This window comes from Sphaerisporangium album (genome assembly GCF_003323745.1).
Lineage (GTDB): Bacteria > Actinomycetota > Actinomycetes > Streptosporangiales > Streptosporangiaceae > Sphaerisporangium > Sphaerisporangium album.
On record NZ_QOIL01000007.1, the window covers coordinates 86,799 to 105,355 of the forward strand.

Sequence of the window (18,557 nt, forward strand, 5' to 3'; positions counted from 1 at the left end):
TGGGGCTCGACCATCCCTGCCCACCACTTGTTACGGCCAAGTTGCCTGAATGTTCGCGTTAACAATCAGGAGTGTCAAGGGGTGGGCCGTCCCCCTGCCGCTGGCCTGCACACTTTCCCGCACGTGGGGGGTTAGCGTTAACAACACATGATCCGTTGATCGGCAGCTCCGTTCTCGTGTTCCCTCGAGGCGCGGTGAGCCCTGGATCCTGCGGAGATTTCCGCCGAGTCCCGGGCTCACCGCGCGGCTGTCGTGCGTTCCACCGGGGCGGTGGCGCCCCGGTGGAACCCCGCTTCAGCCGCGGCTCCAGCGCTGGTTGGCTCCGCCGTTGCAGGACCAGATCGCCAGCCTGGTGCCGTTGGCGGTGGCGTTGTTGGGCACGTCCAGGCACTTGTTCGCGCCCACCGCGGTGATGGTGCCGTCGGTGTTGAACCGCCACTTCTGGTTGTTCTGGCCGTTGCAGTCCCAGATCTGCACCGCCGCCCCGTCGGCGGTGCTCTGGTTGCTCACGTCCAGGCACTTGCCGCCGTACACCCGCAGCTCACCCGCGCCGGTCGCCGCCCACTGCTGGTTCACCTGACCGTTGCAGTCCCAGATCTGCACCGGCGCGCCGTTGGCCTGCGAGACACCGGCGACGTCCAGGCACCGGCCCGACCCCACACCCCTGATCGCGCCCGCGCCCGAAGGAGGCGTCGGGGAGGCCGTGGGTGTGGGTGTGGAGCCGCCGTCGAGCCCGAGGAATGAGATCGCGTAGGCGAGCTGGCCCGGCATCGGCAATTGGTGGCCGACGCCCTCGATGCTGACGCCCTCGACGGTGGCCTGGGTGCCGGGCGCGCCATACCTCGTCCGCGTCCAGGAAGACTGCGGGCGGTCGGTGAAGGCCGGCGTCTGACCCAGGCCGTTCAGGTTGGTCCACTGCTTGATCTCTTCACCGAAGTTCGGATAGGCCAGCGTGGTGTCGGTGGTGCCGTGCCAGAACTGCATCCGCGGATAGCGGCCGGCGTACCCCGGATACATGGATCTGGCCTGGTCACCCCACTGCTGGGCGGTCTTGGTGATCTGCCCGCCGGAGCACTGGCCGTTCCACAGCGAGCCGTTGGTCGTGGCGAAGCATCCGGCGGGGACCCCGGAGAAGGCCGCGCCGGCGGAGAACACGTCGGGGTACTCGGCGGCCAGCACGTTGGTCATCATCGCGCCCGAGGAGAAACCGCTGACCACGATCCGGGCAGGGTCGACGTTGTAGCGTTGCCGGGCATAGGCGACCATCGCCATGATGCCGGTGGAGTCGCTTCCGCCGTCGCGCCGCAGTGCGGCCGGCGTTGACACATCGAAACAATGCCCGTCCCGGGTCGCCTCCGGTACCACCATGACGAACCCGTACCGGTCGGCCGCGGTGACGTAGTCGTGCCCGTTTCCACCGAAGATCGCGCCCGCCGACCCGCCGCAATAATGGACCAGCACCAGCAGCGCCGGCCGCGCGGCGACCGTGTCGGGAACGTACATGTACATGTTCAAGTTCGTCGGGTTGGTGCCGAAGCCGGTCACCCGGGTCAGCGACGCGGCCGCGACAGGCCGGGTCACCAGAATGACGCCCACGGTGGTCAGCGAGAGGACCACCGCCACCAGCATGGCTCTGAGCGTTCGTTGCGCGCGTTGTCGCATCCGTATCTCCGCAGGCAGGGAATCCCGCGTACGCGCACGGCACGGCCGGTCCGCCTGGGCGGACCCGGACGGCCGGGCGGGCGATGCGGGAATCGAGGAAAAGAGGGGGGTGCGCAGGGACGGCCGGGAATCGACGGGCGCGGTCCATCGCTGGACCGCGGTGCCACCGGCGGCGCGATCGCGATCACGCATGGCGGCCCCTGCCGTCCACCACCGACTCGACAGGAGAAAGCCGCCTTGGGAACTCAGTGTGGAAACCTGCTGGAAACATGTCAAGACCGTCAGCGAATCGATTCCGCCGCCTCGTCGGGCGCCCTGCCGCACGTCCGCGGGAGAACATGACGCGGGCACGGCGTCCGGGGAATGCGGCACCGGCCACGCCATGTCACCGCCAGATGGAAATTCCATCACCGCTCGTTCGGTACGGAGTGTGAACACTCCCTGGTGAGAGCGCATGACACCGGCGCGGCGGGCGGACACGCCGTCAATGACCGGCGGACCCGGCCCTTGACGGGACCTCACCCCGTCGTGTTTGCTCCGCTGCACCACCACCAAGAAGCCGGAGACAAGGAGGGGCCGACCCGCACCTGAGTTGTTAACGCTAACAGCGCCAATGCCGTCTGCCGCGATACCGCGGGTCAGATGGCAGATCACCGCGAGTGGCCGCATGGCGGCCGCTCGCGCCTTTGCCGATCAACCACATCCCACATCTGCGGTGTTCGCGATCCCCCATGAAAGGCAAGGTCGTCATGGCCGGATTCCGGTATCTCCAAAAGGCGCTGCTGTCGGCGGGTGCGGCCCTCGGGCTCTCCGTCGGCCTGCTGGCCGGCGCCTCCACGTCGTCGCAGGCCGCGACGTCGCAACCGTGTGACATTTACGCCGGGGGTGGAACGCCGTGTGTGGCGGCGCACAGTACGACGCGTGCGCTGTACGGCACCTACAACGGGCCGCTGTACCAGGTGCGCCGTGCCTCGGACAACGCCACCCGCGACATCGGGGTGCTGACCGCGGGCGGGGTGGCCGACGCCGCCGTCCAGGACTCGTTCTGCGCGGGCACCAGTTGCCTGATCACCGTCATCTACGACCAGTCGGGTCGCAACAACCGGCTGACCCAGGCGCCTCCGGGGGGATTCTCCGGCCCGGCGCCGGGCGGGTACGACAACCTGGCCAACGCCACCACGGCGCCGATCACGGTGGGCGGGCACAAGGCCTACGGCGTCTTCGTCGCGCCGGGCACCGGGTACCGCAACAACACCACCAACGGCGTGGCCACGGGCGACCAGCCCGAGGGGATGTACGCCATCTTCAACGGCACCCACTACAACGGCGGCTGCTGCTTCGACTACGGCAACGCCGAGACCAACAGCCGTGACAACGGCAACGGGACCATGGAGGCCATCTACTTCGGCAGCAACAACTTCTGGGGCTACGGCGCCGGCAACGGTCCCTGGATCATGGCCGATCTGGAGAACGGCCTGTTCTCCGGGGTCAACCAGCGCTACAACGCCGGCGACCCCAGCATCAGCCACCGGTTCCTGACCGCCATTCTCAAGGGCGAGCCGAACCACTGGGCCATCCGCGGCGGCAACGCCCAGTCCGGCGGCCTGTCCACCTTCTACAACGGGGTGCGCCCCAACGTGCCGGGCTACAACCCGATGAAGAAGGAAGGCGCCATCATCCTGGGCATCGGCGGCGACAACAGCATCGGCGCCACGGGCACCTTCTACGAGGGCGTGATGACCTCCGGCTACCCGTCGGACGCCACCGAGAACGCCGTCCAGGACAACATCGTCGCCGCCGGGTACGGGGCGCCGACCGGTGGCTGGCAGAACGTCCAGATCGTGGGCGGTCAGTCCGGCCGGTGCGTCGACGTGCCGAACGGCAGCACCGTCAACGGCACCCAGACGCAGTTGTGGGACTGCTGGGGCGGCACCATGCAGCGCTGGACCTCCACCTCCGGCAAGCAGCTGCAGGTGTACGGCAACAAGTGCCTGGACGCCAACGGCCAGGGCACCTCCAACGGCACCCAGGTGATCATCTGGGACTGCAACGGCCAGACCAACCAGCAGTGGAACCTCAACGCCAACGGCACCATCACCGGGGTTCAGTCCGGGCTGTGCCTGGACGCCAACGCCGCCGGCACCGCCAACGGCACCAAGCTCATCCTCTGGTCCTGCAACGGCCAGGCCAACCAGCAATGGAGCCCGCGCAGCTGACCCCAGAGGTCCACGTCAGTCCATGTGCCGCTGTGCGGAAGATGGACGCCGACGCGAGAGCCCGGGATCTTTGAACCGCCTTCTCGTCCAGCGGCCTGCCCAAGCCCGCTGGACGGATCGGAGGTCGGCGGGATTAGAGCGTTCCGGGGTCAGCGGAGCGCCTGCGCGAGGCGGTAGTAAGCCTGGTTCCATCGCAGTTCCTTGGCGAACCGGCGCGGGGTGGTGTCCTCGTCGATGACCAGCAGTTCGACGCCGAGCATGTCGGCGAAGTCGGTGAGTTCCTCCACCCCCACTGCGGCGGACAGCACGGTGTGATGCGGTGCGCCCGCCGTGAGCCAGGACTCGGTGGAGGTGCGCAGGTCCGGGCGGGGCCGCCAGACGGCGCGGGCGACCGGCAGGCTCGGCAGCGGCTCAGGCGGCTCCACCACGTCGATCACGTTGGCCACCAGCCGGAACCGCTCCCCCATGTCGGCGAGGCCGGCGACCACGGCGGGGCCGGGCGCGGCGTCGAACACCAGTCGCACCGGGTCCTCGCGCCCGCCGATGCCCAGCGGGTGGATCTCGCAGGACGGCGTGCCGGCGGCGATGCTCGGGCAGACCTCCAACATGTGGGCGCCGAGGATCAGCTCTTCGCCCGGCGTGAGGTGATAGGTGTAGTCCTCCATGAACGAGGTGCCGCCGGGCAGCCCGGCCCCCATGACCTTCAGCGTGCGCAGCAGCACCGAGGTCTTCCAGTCGCCTTCGCCGCCGAAGCCGTAGCCGTCCGCCATGAGCCGCTGGACGGCCAGGCCCGGGAGCTGGCGCAGGCCGCCCAGATCCTCGAAGTTCGTGGTGAACGCCTTGAATCCGCCGCCGTCCAGGAAATGCCGCAGGCCCAGCTCGATGCGGGCGGCGTACCGCAGCGAGTCGTGCCGGTCGCCGCCGACCCGCAGCTCGGGGGCGATCCGGTAGAGGTCCACATATTCCTTGACCAGGGCGCTCACGTCGGCGTCGGCGGTCGCGTTCACCGCCTCGACCAGGTCGTTGACGCCATAGGTGTTGACCGACACGCCGAACCTGAGCTGGGCCTCGACCTTGTCGCCCTCGGTCACGGCCACGTCGCGCATGTTGTCGCCGAAACGGGCCAGCCGCAGCGAGCCGACCTCGGCCCGCCCGGCCGCGGCCCGCGCCCACGTCGTGATCCTGGCCGCCACGGACGGGTCGCTCACGTGCCCGGCGACGGTCTTACGGGGCACGCCGAGCCGGGACTGGATGTAGCCGAACTCACGGTCGCCGTGCGCCGCCTGGTTGAGGTTCATGAAGTCCATGTCGATGGTGGCCCACGGCAGCTCCCGGTTGGCCTGGGTGTGCAGGTGCAGCAGCGGCTTGCGCAGCGCGTCGAGCCCGGCGATCCACATCTTCGCGGGGGAGAAGGTGTGCATCCACGCGATCAGCCCTACGCACTCGTCGTCGGCGTTCGCCTCCAGGCACACGCCGCGGATGGCCGCCGCGTCGGTGAGCACGGGATACCAGACCAGCTCGAACGGCAGCGCCTCGCCCAGCCTGCGGGCGATCTCACCGGACTGCTCGGCGACCTGGCGCAACGTGTCCTCGCCATAAAGACCCTGGCTGCCGGTCAGGAACCAAATCTTCACCCGTGACTCCTCTGTCCGTAGACGTTCTGGTAGCGGTCGTACAGGCGGTCCACGTCGCCCGGCGCGATGGGGACCGGCTCGCCGAGCTGGCGTGCCACGTGCACCGTGCGGGCGACGTCCTCGCACATCACGGCCGCTTTGACGGCAGCCTCAGAAGACTTCCCGATCGTGAAAACGCCGTGGTTCCGCATGAGGACCGCGGGGGAACGGTGGCCGGCCAGCGTGGAGACGATGCCCTTGCCGATGTCGTCGCCGCCGATGAGCGCGAACGGCCCGACCGGGATCTCGCCACCGAACTCGTCGGCCATCGCGGTCAGCACGCAGGGGATCGGCTCGCCCCGCGCGGCCCAGGCGGAGGCGTAGGTGGAGTGGGTGTGCACCACGCCGCCGACCTCGGGCATGTGCCGGTAGACGTAGGCGTGGGCGGCCGTGTCGCTGGACGGCGCGAGATCGCCCTCGACGAGGTCGCCGTCCAGGTCGCAGACCACGATCGACTCGGGCGTCAGGTCGTCGTACGACACGCCGCTCGGCTTGATGACGAACAGGTCCCTCCCCGGCACGCGGCCCGACACGTTGCCCGCCGTCCACACGACCAGCTCGCCTCTCACCAGCTCGGCGTGCAGGCGGCACACGGTCTCCCGCAGCTCCTTGATCACACGCTCCTCCTCGTTCACGCGCCCGCCTCGTTCCTGATCGCCCGCAGCCGGTGCAGCAGCCCGCCGTCGGCGAAGTGGTCGTGCAGCCGGCGGTACTCGGCGTACAGCCGGTCGTAGACGTCGGCCCTCTCCTTGTCGGGCACGTACGCGCAAGCCCAGCGCCTGCCCATGGCCGCCGCGGCCGTGGGAATGTCGGGGTACTCCGCCGCGGCGACGGCGGCGTGGATCGCCGAGCCCAGGGCGGGCCCCTGGTCCGACCCGATCACCGACAGCGGCCGTCGCAGCACGTCGGCGTAGACCTGCAGGACGAAGCCGTTCTTGAGCAGGCCGCCCGCGACCACGAACTCCTCGACCGGCACCCCGGCCGACTCGAACGTCTCCACGATCATCCGGGCGCCGTAGGCGGTGGCCTCGATGAGCGCGCGGTAGACGTCCTCCGGCCTGGTCGCCAGCGTCTGGCCGACGATCACGCCGGACAGGTTGTGGTCCACCAGCACCGACCGGTTGCCTCCGTGCCAGTCGAGCGCGACCAGCCCGTGCCCCCCGACCGGCTGCGCGGCCGCCAGCTCGGTCAGGTACTCGTGGATGCCGAGCCCTCGCTGCGCGGCCCGCTCGGCGTACCACGAGGGGACCGAGGTCTCGACGAACCAGGCGAAGATGTCGCCGACGGCCGACTGTCCCGCCTCGTATCCCCACAGACCGGGCACGATGCCGTCCCGGACGACCCCGCACATTCCCGGCACCTCCGCGAGCCGGTCGGAGTTCATGACGTGGCACGTGGAGGTGCCCATGATGGCGACCATCCGGCCCGGCAGCACCGCGTCGGCCGCCGCCGCCGTCACGTGCGCGTCCACGTTGCCGACCGCTACCGCGATCCCCTCGGGCAGCCCCGTCCACGCCGCGGCCCGCGCGGTGAGCCGGCCGGCGAGGCCGCCGAGCGGGGCGAGCTCCTGCCCCAGCTTGGCGGTGAACCCGGCGAAGGCGGGGTTCACCGCGGCCAGGAACTCCTCGGAGGGGTACCCGCCGTCCTGGTGGATTGCCTTGTAGCCCGCGGTGCAGACGTTTCGCGTCTCCACGCCGCACAATTGCCAGATGATCCAGTCGGCGGCCTCGATCCAGCGATCCGCCCTCGCGTAGATCTCCGGATCCTCCTCCAGGACCTGCAGGCCCTTGGCGAACGCCCACTCAGAGGAGATCTTGCCGCCGTACCTGGACAGCCACGGCTCGCCGCGCTCGGCCGCGATCGCGTTGATGCGGTCGGCGTGCGGCTGGGCGGCGTGGTGTTTCCACAGCTTGGGCCAGGCGTGCGGCCGATCGGGCAGGATCTCGCACAACGGCGTGCCGTCCGACGTGGCCGGCAGGACCGTGCAGGCGGTGAAGTCGGTGCCGATCCCCACGACGGCGGACGCGGGCACCTGAGCCGCCGCCAGCGCCTTGGGCACCGCGTGCCTCAGCACGTCGATCCAGTCCGCCGGCGCCTGCAGGGCCCAGTCCGGGCCCAGCCCGACGCCCGATCCCGGGAGCGCCTCCTCGATCACCCGGTGGGCGTACTCGTGGACCGCGGTGCCCAGGTCGGCACCATCGCGCACGCGCACCACGACCGCACGGCCGGACAGCGTGCCGAAATCGACGCCGACGACGACCCGATCGCTGTTAGCGTTCACACCATCTCCAAACTCGACGACATTGGCTGGGCAACGGCTACCGCCTCCTGGCCGTGATCAGACGCTGCATGAGGATGAAGGCGAACAGCAGTAGCCCGATGAAGATCCGCGTCCACCACGAGCTGAGCGTGCCCTCGAAGCTGATGATCGTCTGAATCAGGCCGAGCACGAGCACGCCGAGCACGGTGCCCAGCAGATATCCGGAACCGCCCGTCAGCAGCGTGCCGCCGATGACGACCGCGGCGATGGCGTCGAGCTCCATCCCGGCCGCGTGCAGGCCGTACCCGGACAGCATGTAGAAGGACAGCAGCAGGCCGCCGGACGCCGAGCAGAAGCCGCTGATCGCGTACACCGTGACCTTCGTGCGGGCCACCGGAAGACCCATCAGCATCGCCGACTGCTCGTTGCCGCCGATCGCGTAGACGTTGCGGCCGAGTCGCCTGAAATGCAGCACGTACACCGCTACCAGCACCACCACGGCGGCGACGACCACGCTGGGCGAGATCCACAGGTCGCCGCCGAGGTCGATCCGCGTCTGGGCGAAGGCGGTGAACGCCGGGTCGTCGATGGGGATCGACGCCGTGCCGATCACGTAGCACAGGCCGCGGGCCAGGAACATGCCGGCCAGCGTGACGATGAACGGCTGGATCTCGAAGTACTGGATGATCGCGCCCATGCCCAGGCCAAGGACCGTGCCGATGACCAGCACGAGCGCCATGACCGGCCAGGGAGACCAGCCGTCCTTCAGCAGCGTCGCCACGACCATGGTCGACAACGCCACCACCGAGCCGACCGAAAGGTCGATGCCGCCCGTGAGGATCACGAAGGTCACCCCGACGGCCACGACCAGCAGAAACGCATTGTCGATGAAGACGTTGAGTATGACCTGGCCGCTGGCGAACCCCGTGTACCTGACCCCGCCGGCCAAGAACATCCCGGCCAGCAGCAGCGCCGTGACCAGGATGGGGACGTACTTGCGGGGCAACGCGCCGAGGCCTGGGACGGTCATGGTGGTCATGCGTGGACCCTCACCTTCTCTTCCGCCACCGGGGAGACGCCGGCGGGCCGGCGACGGCGTACGACCTTCGCGCGGAAGGCCGGGGACTGCAGCAGGCAGACGACGGTCACCACGAGCGCCTTGAACAGCAGCGTCGTTTCCGGCGGCACGCCGATCGAGTAGATCGTGGTGGTCAGCGTCTGGATGATGAGCGCGCCGAGCACGGTGCCGCCCAGCGAGAACCGGCCGCCCGACAGCGGCGTGCCGCCGATCACGACGGCGAGGATCGCGTCCAGCTCGATCCACAGCCCGGCGTTGTTGCCGTCCGCGCTGGAGACGTTAGAGCTGATCATGAGCCCGGCGATGCCCGCGCACAGCGCGCAGAAGGTATAGACCGTGATGACCACACCGCGCGCGCCGATGCCGGCCAGGCGGCTCGCCTCGGCGTTTCCGCCCACCGACCTGATGAGCAGGCCGAGGGCGAGCCGCCGGGTGAGGAAGGCGGTGAGCGCCAGCACGACGAGCACGATGATGATCCCGAACGGGAGCGTGAGCCAGTACCCTCCGCCGATCAGCTTGTACGGCGAGCTGTTGACCGTGATGATCTGGCCGCCGGTGATGAGCTGGGCCAGGCCACGTCCGGCGACCATCAGGATCAGCGTCGCGATGATGGGCTGGATCCCGACGGCGGCGACGAGCACGCCGTTCCAGGCGCCGAGCACGAGCGAGAGCAGCAGCGCGACACCGGCCGCGCCCAGCACGCCGCCCACCGAGTCCTGGTCGCCCAGGTCACTGATCTGCAGGCAGGCGAGGGCGCCGGAGATCGCCACGACCGAGCCGACCGACAGGTCGATCCCGCTGGTCGCGATCACCAGCGTCATGCCGAGCGCGACGAGGATCAGCGGCGCGCCGAACCTGACGATGTCGATGAGGCTGCCGTAGAGATGGCCCTCCTTGACCTCGATGCTGAAGAAGTGGTCGGTGAAGACCACGTTGAGCAGCAGCAACGCCACGAGGATCACGACAGGCCAGAAGAGGCGGTGCCGGAGGAGGGTGAGGGGGCCGGAGGAGGTGGGGGACACGGTCATGACGCGGCTCCGCTCGCGATCGTCTCCGTCAGGACCTCGGAGGTCAGGCCCTCGTCGTTGTCCACCTCGGCCACGAGCCTGCGGTCGCGCAGCACCCCGACCTTGTGGCTGAGCCGCAGGACCTCCTCCAGCTCGGCGGAGATGAACAGCACCGCCATCCCGCCGTCGGACAGCTCGGCCACCAGGCGCTGGATCTCCGCCTTCGCGCCGACGTCGATGCCGCGGGTCGGCTCGTCCAGGATGAGCAGGCGCGGCTCCAGGATCAGCCAGCGGGCCAGCAGCACCTTCTGCTGGTTGCCGCCGCTCAGATTCTGGACGAGCTGCTCGGGGTCGGCCGGGCGGATGTTCAGCGCGGAGATGTACTTGGCGACCAGCTCGTCCTGCCGGCGCCGGGGAAGCGGCCGTGTCCAGCCGCGGGCCGCCTGCAGCGCGAGGACGATGTTCTCCCGGACGGTGAGGTCGGGGACCAGCCCCTCCTCCCGCCGGTTCTCCGAGCAGAAGGCCAGATTGCGGTGGATGGCCGCCCGGGGGGTGCGCAGGTTGGCGGCTTCCCCGGCGATCCGCAGGGAGCCGGTACCGGCGTGGTCGGCGCCGAACAGCAGGCGGGCGAGCTCGGTGCGGCCCGAGCCGAGCAGGCCGGCGAGGCCGACCACCTCACCCTCGTGGATGGTGAGCGTGAACGGCTCGATGGCGCCGGCCCGTCCGAGGTCCCTGGCCTCCACCAGCGGCCCGGTCTCCCGCGCGAGCGGCCTGCCCTCCAGCCGCTCCAGGTCGGCCAGCTCGCGGCCGATCATCTTCCCGACCAGCTCGACCTGGCTCAGCTCGCTGGTGAGGTACTCCCCCACGAGCCTGCCGTTGCGCAGGATCGTCATCCGGTCGGCGATCTCGTAGACCTGGTCGAGGAAGTGCGAGACGAACAGGATCGCGATGCCCTGTTCCTTGAGCCGCCGCATCACCCGGAAGAGCTGGGCCACCTCACCGGCGTCGAGGCTGGAGGTCGGCTCGTCGAGGACGAGCACCTTGGCCTCGACGTCCACGGCGCGCGCGATGGCCACCATCTGCTGGACGGCCAGGGAGTACGTCGACAGGGCGGCGGACACGTCGAGGTCGAGGTCGAGACGGTGCAGCAGTTCACCGGCCCGGTGCCGCATCCGCTTCCACCGGATGTGGCCGAGGCGGCGCGGTTCCCTGCCGATGAAGATGTTCTCGGCGACCGAGAGGTTCGGGCAGAGATTGACCTCCTGGTACACGGTACTGATCCCGGCCTGCTGGGCGGCCAAGGGGCTGGAGAAGGCCGCCGGCCGCCCCTCCAGTTCCATCTCGCCGTCGTCGATGTCGTACACGCCGGTCAGCACCTTGATCAGGGTGGACTTGCCGGCGCCGTTCTCTCCCATGAGTGCGTGGACCTCGCCGGGCAAGAGCCGGAAGTCCACGCCGTCCAACGCCTTCACGCCGGGGAACCGCTTACCGATCCCCCTCATCCGCAGGATCGGCCCGGGGGGTGCCATGCGGCGCTCCTCTCCTCGTCGCCGGCGAGTCGCCCCCGTGCGGGAACGGGGGCGACTCGTCTCGTCCGGATCAGTACTTGCGGTTGGGCAGTGCCTGCTTCGCCTGGTCCTGGGTGAAGGTGGTCTCCTCGGTCACGACACGCGGCGGGACCTGCTCACCGTTCACGACCTTCTTGGCCAGGTCCATGAGTTGCGGGCCGAGAAGCGGGCTGCACTCGACGATGTAGTTGATCTTGCCGTCGGCCAGCGCCTGCATGCCGTCGTGGACGGCGTCCACCGAGATGATCTTGATGTCCTTGCCGGGCACCTTGCCGGCGCCCTCGATGGCCTCGATGGCACCGAGGGCCATGTCGTCGTTGTGGGCGTACAACACGTCGATCTTCGGGGTGGACTTCAGGAAGGCGTCCATGACCTCCTTGCCCTTGGCCCGGGTGAAGTCGCCGGTCTGCGAGGCGACGATCTTGAACTTGGGGTCGGCCGAGATGATCTCCTGGAAGCCCGACTTGCGGTCGTTCGCGGGCGCGGAACCGGTCGTCCCCTCCAACTGGACGATGTTGACCGGGTCCTTGCCGTCCTTGTACTGGTCGACCAGCCACTGGCCGGCCTTCTTGCCCTCCTCGACGAAGTCGGAGCCGAGGAAGGTCTTGTACAGGCTGGTGTCGGGCGAGTCCACGGCCCGGTCGGTGAGGATGACCGGGATCTTGGCGGTCCGCGCCTCCTTCAGCACCGTGTCCCACCCGGACTCCACCACCGGCGAGAAGGCGATGACGCTGACCTTCTGCTGGATGAAGGACCGGATCGCCTTGATCTGGTTCTCCTGCTTCTGCTGGGCGTCGGAGAACTTCAGCTCGACGCCCGCCTCCTTGGCGGACTCCTGGACCGACTTGGTGTTGGCGGTACGCCAGCCGCTCTCCGCGCCGACCTGCGAGAAGCCCATAACGATCTTCCCGCCGGACGGGCCGCCGGCGTCGCCCCCGGACGAGGCGTCGTCGGAGCCGCCGCAACCGGCCACCGTCAGCGCCGTCATCCCGGCCAGCAGTAACAGGGAGATCCTCTTCACCATGGGGGGTTCCTTTCCTGATGTGAACGTTAACATTCATTCGCTGCCAACGTTCTGCATGTCTTCCGCGGGCGAACTAGCGCACCCGAGCCGTGCTGGCCCGGAGAACGAACCGAGGAGGCACGACATGGCTCTCGCGCACGTACGGCTCTCCCGCCTCGATCTGCCGCACCAGCACGTCGATACTGCGCCTGCCCACGGCCCCGAAGTCCTGCCTGATCGTCGTCAAAGGAGGCGAGAAGAACTCCGACTCCGGGATATCGTCGAACCCAACGATGCTGATCTGCCCCGGAACCCTCACCCCCTCCTCCATGAAAGCCCGCAACACACCCAGCGCCATCTGATCGTTCGCGACGAACACCGCCGTCACCTCACCCGTCATCGCGGTCAGCCGCTGCCCGGCCCGATAACCCGAACGCGGACTCCAATCACCGGCCAACGGCTCAGGAACCGCACGACCCGCGGCCGCCAAAGTCTCACGCCAGCCCCGCACACGCCCCTCGGCCTCCAGCCAATCGGCCGGCCCACCCACATGCCACACCGTCTCATGCCCCAACTCCAGCAGATGACGGGTCGCCAGCACCGCACCCTCCACCTGATCCACACTCACCACCGACACCCCGCCCGCCTGACCCCCCTCCACCGCCACCGCCGGCATACCCCTCGGCACATCCGCCAGCGCCTGCGCCGCCGAACGCTGCGGAGCCACCACCACGATCCCATCCACACCCTGCTCGGTCAGATAACCGATCGCCTCACGCACCCCCGCCCTGTCGATCGTCCGCAGGCTCACGATGCTGATGAAATAACCCGCCTCCCTCGCCGCCCGCTCGATACCGTAAACCGTGCTCGCCGGACCATAGAGCGTCGTATCGAAACTCACCACGCCCAACGTACGAGAATGCCTCGTCACCAGAGCACGCGCGACGAGATTACGCCGATACCCCAACTGGTCGATCGCACTCAGCACCCGCGTACGCGTCTCCGCACTCACACTCGGATGATCATTGAGCACCCGCGAGACCGTCTGATGCGACACACCCGCCACCTTGGCCACATCCGCCATCACCGGCGCGCGACGCCTCGCCTCAGGTCCCACCAACCGCCCCTCTCCTACCGCTTTCTCACACGGCCCAGTAGAACTGTGAGCGTTAACACCACGTTGCGTCAAGCACGCGCCTGTTACGTTCGGAACACGCGAAGCCCTGGCACGCGCCGATCCGCCCACGCGCTCGCCGCCGCGCGGGGTGCGAAGTACGTCACCCAGCCGCTACGGGCGGGAAACCCCGGGGTAACGGGCCGGGGCTGTCATGAGAGGGACTCATCGGGTCAGACGGTGAGGCGCACCTAGGGTTCCGCTCTCGTGACGAGGGGCTGGTCCGAGAGGTGCAGGCGGCCTAGGCCGCTCCACGGCGGGACAAAAACCCGGGAGACAGTCATGTCGGCTGCCTCCTGAGTGAGGCGTTCTCGAAAGGGACTGCCGTGGGCCATCTCCACGACAACTACGGACCCGAGGCCCGCTACGCCGTCGAGCGCGAGGCGGAGCTTCCGCTCACCATGCACCGGCGCGAGATCGAGCGCGGGCTGGAGTACGGCCTTCAGGGCGCGGACTCGATCGTGGACCGGACGATTCCGACGTTCTCGCGCGGCGAGCTGCCGCACTTCGCCGGGATCAACACGTTCCTGAAGGCGCCGTACCTGGAGGACGTGCGCCGCTGCGGCGAGTACGACGTGGCGGTGCTGGGCGCGCCGTTCGACGGGGGCACGACGTACCGCTCGGGGACCCGGTTCGGGCCGCAGGGCATCCGCAAGATCTCGGCGCTGTACGGCCCGTACAGCTTCGAGCTGGGCGTGGATCTGCGCGAGTCGATCACGATCGCCGACCTCGGGGACATCTTCACGATCCCGGCGAACATCGAGAAGACGTTCGACCAGATCAGCAAGGCGGTGTCGCACGTCTACGCGAGCGGGGCGTTCCCCGTGGTGCTGGGGGGCGACCATTCGATCGGGTATCCGACGGTCCGCGGCATCGCCGAGCATGTTTCCGGAAATGTCTGAATCATCCACTTCGACCGGCACGTCGACACCCAGGAGACCGACCTCGACGAGCGCATGCACACCACGCCGTGGTTCCACGCGACCGACATCCCCAACGTGCCGCCGAAGAACCTCGTGCAGATCGGCATCGGCGGCTGGCAGGCGCCCAGACCCGGCGTGAAGGTCGGCCGGGAGCGCGGGACGACCATCATGACCGTCACCGACTGCGTCGAGATGGGCATCGAGGCCGCCGCCGAGCGCGCCCTGGAGGTCGCCTGGGACGGCGCCGAGGCCGTGTGGCTGTCGTTCGACGTCGACTGCCTGGACGCCGCGTTCGTCCCCGGCACCGGCTGGCCCGAGCCCGGCGGGTTCCTCCCCCGCGAGGTGCTCAAGTTCATCCAGCTCATCGCCGACGCGCGGCCGCTCGCCGGGATCGAGGTGGTCGAGTGCGCCCCGCCGTACGACAACGCCGAGATCACCGCGCTCATCGCCACCCGCGTCATCTGCGACACCCTCGGGTGCCTGGTCCGCGCCGGCCACCTCCCCAAGCCGCCCGGCGCGCGCCCCGCGCGAGGCGGCTCCCACGACCAGCCCGGCGACACCGCGCCGGACACGCACGAGAGGGGAGCCTCGTGATGCGCAGGCGCCTCGTCCAGCCCGCCGCCTCAGCCGTCCTCGCCGTCCTCGCCCTGCTCACGACGTCCTGTGCCGCCGGGAAGGACGCCGCGCCGTCCGCCTCGGGCGGCGGGTCGAAGATCACTCTGGGGTTCAGCGCCTGGCCCGGCTGGTTCCCCTGGCAGGTGGCGCAGGAGAAGGGCCTGTTCGCGAAGAACGGCGTCCAGGTCGAGCTGAAGTACTTCGACAACTACACCGACAGCCTCAACGCCCTGGCCACCGGGAACATCGACGCCAACAGCCAGACGCTCAACGACACCCTCGCCTCGGCGGCCGGAGGCGCCAAGGAGACCGTCGTCCTGGTCAACGACAACTCGACCGGCAACGACCAGATCATCGCCCGCGACGGCGTGAAGACCCTGGCCGACCTCAAGGGTAGGACCGTGGCCGCCGAGCAAGGCACCGTCGACCACTACCTGCTGCTGCTCGCCCTGCGGAAGGCGGGCCTGACCGAGCGTGACGTGAAGTTCCAGCCGCTGCCGACCGACGCCGCGGCCGCCGCGTTCGTCGCGGGGCAGGTGGACGCGGTCGGCGTCTTCGCCCCGTTCACCACCACCGCGCTCAAGCGGCCGGGCAGCACGGCGATCAGCAGCTCCGCCGACTTCCCCGGCGCGATCCCCGACCACCTGGTCGTCACCAGGGACCTGCTCGACCGGGACGCCGAGAGCGTGCAGGCGCTGGTGAACACCTGGTTCGACACCCTGGCCTGGATCTCCGCCAACCGGGACGAGGCCCTGGCGATCATGGCGAAGCGGGCGGGGGTGGGCGTCGCGGACTACGAGACCTACGACAAGGGGACGTCGATCTTCACGCTGGAGCAGAACCGGGCGGCCTTCGCCTCCGACCTGCCCGCCCGCGCCAAGCAGATCGCCGACTTCCTGGTCGCGGGCAAGCTGGTGGACGCGGCCCCGTCCCTGGACGGGCTGCTCGACGCGCGGTTCGTCCAGGCGGTGCAGCCGTGACCCCGCACCCGGCCGCCACGCAGGCGGGCGAGACGGCCGACCAGAAGCCCGACCCGGTGACCGGCCCCGACCCCGGCCCCGTGACCGGCCCCGTGACCGGCCCCGTGGGCGACACCGCGACGGGGCCCGTGGACGGCGGGGCGACCGGCCTGGCGCCCCCGCGCCCGGGGCGGCGGATCCGGCCGTTGAGCGGGTCCGTGACCGCCCGCACGGCCTGGACGCTGCGGGCCCTGTCGGTGCTCGGCCCGCTGGCCGCCTGGTGGGCGCTGAGCGCGAGCGGGGCGGTCAACCCCGCCTTCCTGCCCTCCCCCGCCGCCGTGTGGGACGCGGGCGTGCGGATGGCCGTCAGCGGCGACCTGTGGTCGGACCTGGCGGCGAGCCTCGGCCGTATCGGCCTGGGCTTCCTGCTCGCCGTGCTGATCTCGGTGCCGCTGGGGTTCACGATGGGCGCCCTGCCCTGGGCGCAGGCCCTGCTGGAGCCGATCGTCGGCCTGCTGCGCTACCTGCCCGCCTCGGCGTTCATCCCGCTGCTGATCATCTGGCTCGGCATCGGCGAGGCGTCCAAGGTGGCGCTGCTCGTGCTCGGCGTGGTGTTCTTCAACACCCTCATGACCGCGGACGTCGTGCGGCGGGTCCCCCGGCGGCTGCTGGAGGTCTCGGCGACGCTCGGCGCGGGCCGCCCGCGGGTCGCCGCGCGCGTCGTCTTCCCGTACGCCCTGCCGGGCATCATCGACGCGATGCGGGTCAACGCGGCGGCCGCCTGGAACTTCGTGGTCGTGGCCGAGCTGATCGCGGCCACCTCGGGCCTCGGGTACCGCATCACCCGTGCCCAGCGGTTCCTGCAGACCGACCGCATCTTCGCGATCCTCGTGGTGATCGGCCTGATCGGGCTGACCATCGACGTGACGCTGCGGCTGCTGCGGGCCCGCGTCGGCAGGTGGTCCGCGTGACCGCCGTCCCCGCGCGCCCGAGGAGGGTTTCGTGACGTTGCGCCTGGAAGGGCTCGGCAAGGAGTTCGTCCCCGGCCTGCCGGTGCTGGAAGGCATCGACCTGACCGTCGAGCCCGGCGGTTTCGTCTGCGTCGTGGGCGCCAGCGGCTCGGGCAAGTCCACGCTGCTCTCGCTGATCGCCGGGCTGACGCGGCCGACGGCCGGGCGGGTCCTGCTGGACGGCCAGGAGGTCACAGGTCCGGGTCCGGAGCGCGGGCTGGTGTTCCAGACCGCCTCGCTGTACCCGTGGCGGACGGTGGCGGGGAACGTCGCCTTCGGGCTGGAGGCGATGGGCATGCCCCGGGCGCGCCGGGACGCGCGGGTGGCCGGGCTGCTGGACGAGGTGGGCCTGCGCCACCTGGCCGGAGCGCTGCCCGGACGCCTGTCGGGCGGCCAGCAGCAGCGCGTGGCGATCGCCCGGGCCCTCGCCTGCTCGCCGCGCGTGCTGCTGCTGGACGAGCCGTTCGGCGCGCTGGACGTGCAGACGAAGGAGGACATGCAGGTGTTCGTCCGCCAGGTGTGGCGGGACGTCGGCACAACCGTGATCATGGTGACCCATGACGTCGAGGAAGCGGTCTTCCTGGGGCGGCGGGTCATCGTCCTGTCCTGCGATCCCGGGCGCGTGGCCCGCGACCTCGCCGTCGACCTCCCCGCCGACCGCACGCTCGCGGACAAGCGCTCGACGGCGTTCCTCGCGTTGCGCGTGGAGGTGGAAGATCTCGTCCGTGCCGAGCACCGCGCCCATCAGGCGCGCGTGTAGGTTCGGCTAGGAATCACCTCAGTATCGAAGGGATGATCGCAATGGCGACGACACGTACCGCGACCACGCAGTGGAAGGGCCCCCTGATCCACGGCTCCGGCACCGTCTCGCTCGACACCTCCGGAGTCGGGACGTTCGACGTCACGTGGGCCTCGCGCTCGGAGGAGGCCAACGGCAAGACCAGCCCGGAGGAGCTGATCGCGGCGGCTCACTCGTCCTGCTTCTCGATGGCGCTCTCGCACGGCCTGGCCCAGGCGGGCACGCCGCCGCAGAGCCTGGAGACGAAGGCCGACGTGACCTTCCAGCCTGGCGAGGGCATCACGGGCATCGTGCTGTCCGTCCGCGCGCAGGTCGAGGGCATCTCCGCGGAGGACTTCCAGACCGCCGCCGAGACCGCCAAGGCCAACTGCCCGGTCAGCAAGGCCCTGACGGGCACCACGATCACCCTGAACGCCGAGCTGCTCGGCTGAGCACGGCCCCGAGGCCCCCGCGCGCCCCGGCGCGCGGGGGCTGCACCATGTCCGCTTCATACCTATCTGTGTAGTTAACTGATGGTAAAGGCGGTATATACAAAAATGTCCGTTTGCGTGTACGTTGTTGACCCTCCGCCGGGTCGGCGCCCAGGAGGAGAGGCCCCGGCCTCACCCAC

14 protein-coding genes, 1 pseudogene and 1 riboswitch are annotated in these 18,557 nt (G+C 69.7%); of the genes and pseudogenes, 6 read left to right on the forward strand and 9 right to left on the reverse strand.

Annotation, left to right across the window (positions count from 1 at the left end; genetic code table 11):
* Nucleotides 1-294: 294 nt before the first annotated feature.
* The gene (locus tag DQ384_RS14370) at nucleotides 295-1,629 is read right to left on the reverse strand and encodes an extracellular catalytic domain type 1 short-chain-length polyhydroxyalkanoate depolymerase (RefSeq protein WP_245966470.1); all 1,335 of its coding nucleotides are present in this window, start codon (nucleotides 1,627-1,629) and stop codon (nucleotides 295-297) included.
* Nucleotides 1,630-2,393: 764 nt separating this feature from the next.
* On the opposite strand from DQ384_RS14370, the gene DQ384_RS42875 reads away from it, so the two are divergent.
* Nucleotides 2,394-3,878 carry an arabinofuranosidase catalytic domain-containing protein gene (locus tag DQ384_RS42875; RefSeq protein WP_245966471.1) on the forward strand — a complete coding sequence of 495 codons (1,485 nt, stop codon included), beginning with the start codon at nucleotides 2,394-2,396 and terminating at the stop codon, nucleotides 3,876-3,878.
* A 149-nt stretch (nucleotides 3,879-4,027) separates the two neighbouring features.
* Here DQ384_RS42875 and araA read toward each other — a convergent pair whose 3' ends face one another.
* The 8 genes from araA to DQ384_RS14415 all read right to left on the reverse strand — a co-directional run bounded on the left by araA (nucleotide 4,028) and on the right by DQ384_RS14415 (nucleotide 13,551).
* Nucleotides 4,028-5,512 (reverse strand): L-arabinose isomerase, encoded by a 1,485-nt coding sequence (gene araA, locus DQ384_RS14380; RefSeq protein WP_114029297.1) that lies wholly within the window; start codon nucleotides 5,510-5,512, stop codon nucleotides 4,028-4,030.
* Entirely contained in the window at nucleotides 5,509-6,186 is a 678-nt protein-coding gene (locus DQ384_RS14385) for an L-ribulose-5-phosphate 4-epimerase (protein WP_245966472.1), read from the reverse strand. The genes araA and DQ384_RS14385 overlap by 4 nt, the downstream gene beginning before the upstream one ends.
* Nucleotides 6,183-7,832, reverse strand: a complete 1,650-nt coding sequence (gene araB, locus DQ384_RS14390; protein WP_114029298.1) for a ribulokinase — start codon at nucleotides 7,830-7,832, stop codon at nucleotides 6,183-6,185. The genes DQ384_RS14385 and araB overlap by 4 nt, the downstream gene beginning before the upstream one ends.
* 37 nt (nucleotides 7,833-7,869) lie before the next feature.
* Nucleotides 7,870-8,850 carry a galactofuranose ABC transporter, permease protein YjfF gene (gene yjfF / locus DQ384_RS14395; RefSeq protein WP_114029299.1) on the reverse strand — a complete coding sequence of 327 codons (981 nt, stop codon included), beginning with the start codon at nucleotides 8,848-8,850 and terminating at the stop codon, nucleotides 7,870-7,872.
* Nucleotides 8,847-9,917, reverse strand: coding sequence for an ABC transporter permease (locus DQ384_RS14400; RefSeq protein ID WP_114029300.1), 1,071 nt, complete (start codon nucleotides 9,915-9,917; stop codon nucleotides 8,847-8,849). The genes yjfF and DQ384_RS14400 overlap by 4 nt, the downstream gene beginning before the upstream one ends.
* Entirely contained in the window at nucleotides 9,914-11,425 is a 1,512-nt protein-coding gene (locus DQ384_RS14405) for a sugar ABC transporter ATP-binding protein (protein WP_114029301.1), read from the reverse strand. Before DQ384_RS14405 ends, DQ384_RS14400 begins: the two co-directional genes overlap by 4 nt.
* A 70-nt stretch (nucleotides 11,426-11,495) precedes the next feature.
* Nucleotides 11,496-12,488, reverse strand: coding sequence for an ABC transporter substrate-binding protein (locus tag DQ384_RS14410; protein ID WP_181871212.1), 993 nt, complete (start codon nucleotides 12,486-12,488; stop codon nucleotides 11,496-11,498).
* A 73-nt stretch (nucleotides 12,489-12,561) separates the two neighbouring features.
* Nucleotides 12,562-13,551 (reverse strand): LacI family DNA-binding transcriptional regulator, encoded by a 990-nt coding sequence (locus DQ384_RS14415; protein WP_114029488.1) that lies wholly within the window; start codon nucleotides 13,549-13,551, stop codon nucleotides 12,562-12,564.
* 270 nt (nucleotides 13,552-13,821) lie between these two features.
* Nucleotides 13,822-13,919: riboswitch (guanidine-I (ykkC/yxkD leader) on the forward strand.
* A gap of 123 nt (nucleotides 13,920-14,042) precedes the next feature.
* On the opposite strand from DQ384_RS14415, the pseudogene DQ384_RS42880 reads away from it, so the two are divergent.
* The 5 genes and pseudogenes from DQ384_RS42880 to DQ384_RS14440 all read left to right on the forward strand — a co-directional run bounded on the left by DQ384_RS42880 (nucleotide 14,043) and on the right by DQ384_RS14440 (nucleotide 18,378).
* Nucleotides 14,043-15,158, forward strand: a pseudogene (locus DQ384_RS42880) (agmatinase family protein).
* The gene (locus tag DQ384_RS14425; RefSeq protein WP_114029302.1) at nucleotides 15,158-16,159 is read left to right on the forward strand and encodes an ABC transporter substrate-binding protein; all 1,002 of its coding nucleotides are present in this window, start codon (nucleotides 15,158-15,160) and stop codon (nucleotides 16,157-16,159) included. The pseudogene DQ384_RS42880 and the gene DQ384_RS14425 overlap by 1 nt, the downstream one beginning before the upstream one ends.
* Nucleotides 16,156-17,109 (forward strand): ABC transporter permease, encoded by a 954-nt coding sequence (locus DQ384_RS42190; protein ID WP_220182947.1) that lies wholly within the window; start codon nucleotides 16,156-16,158, stop codon nucleotides 17,107-17,109. Before DQ384_RS14425 ends, DQ384_RS42190 begins: the two co-directional genes overlap by 4 nt.
* 31 nt (nucleotides 17,110-17,140) lie before the next feature.
* Nucleotides 17,141-17,908: an ABC transporter ATP-binding protein gene (locus DQ384_RS14435; protein WP_114029303.1), complete on the forward strand. Its 768-nt coding sequence runs from the start codon at nucleotides 17,141-17,143 to the stop codon at nucleotides 17,906-17,908.
* A 41-nt stretch (nucleotides 17,909-17,949) separates the two neighbouring features.
* Nucleotides 17,950-18,378 (forward strand): OsmC family protein, encoded by a 429-nt coding sequence (locus DQ384_RS14440; protein ID WP_114029304.1) that lies wholly within the window; start codon nucleotides 17,950-17,952, stop codon nucleotides 18,376-18,378.
* Nucleotides 18,379-18,557 lie beyond the last annotated feature (179 nt).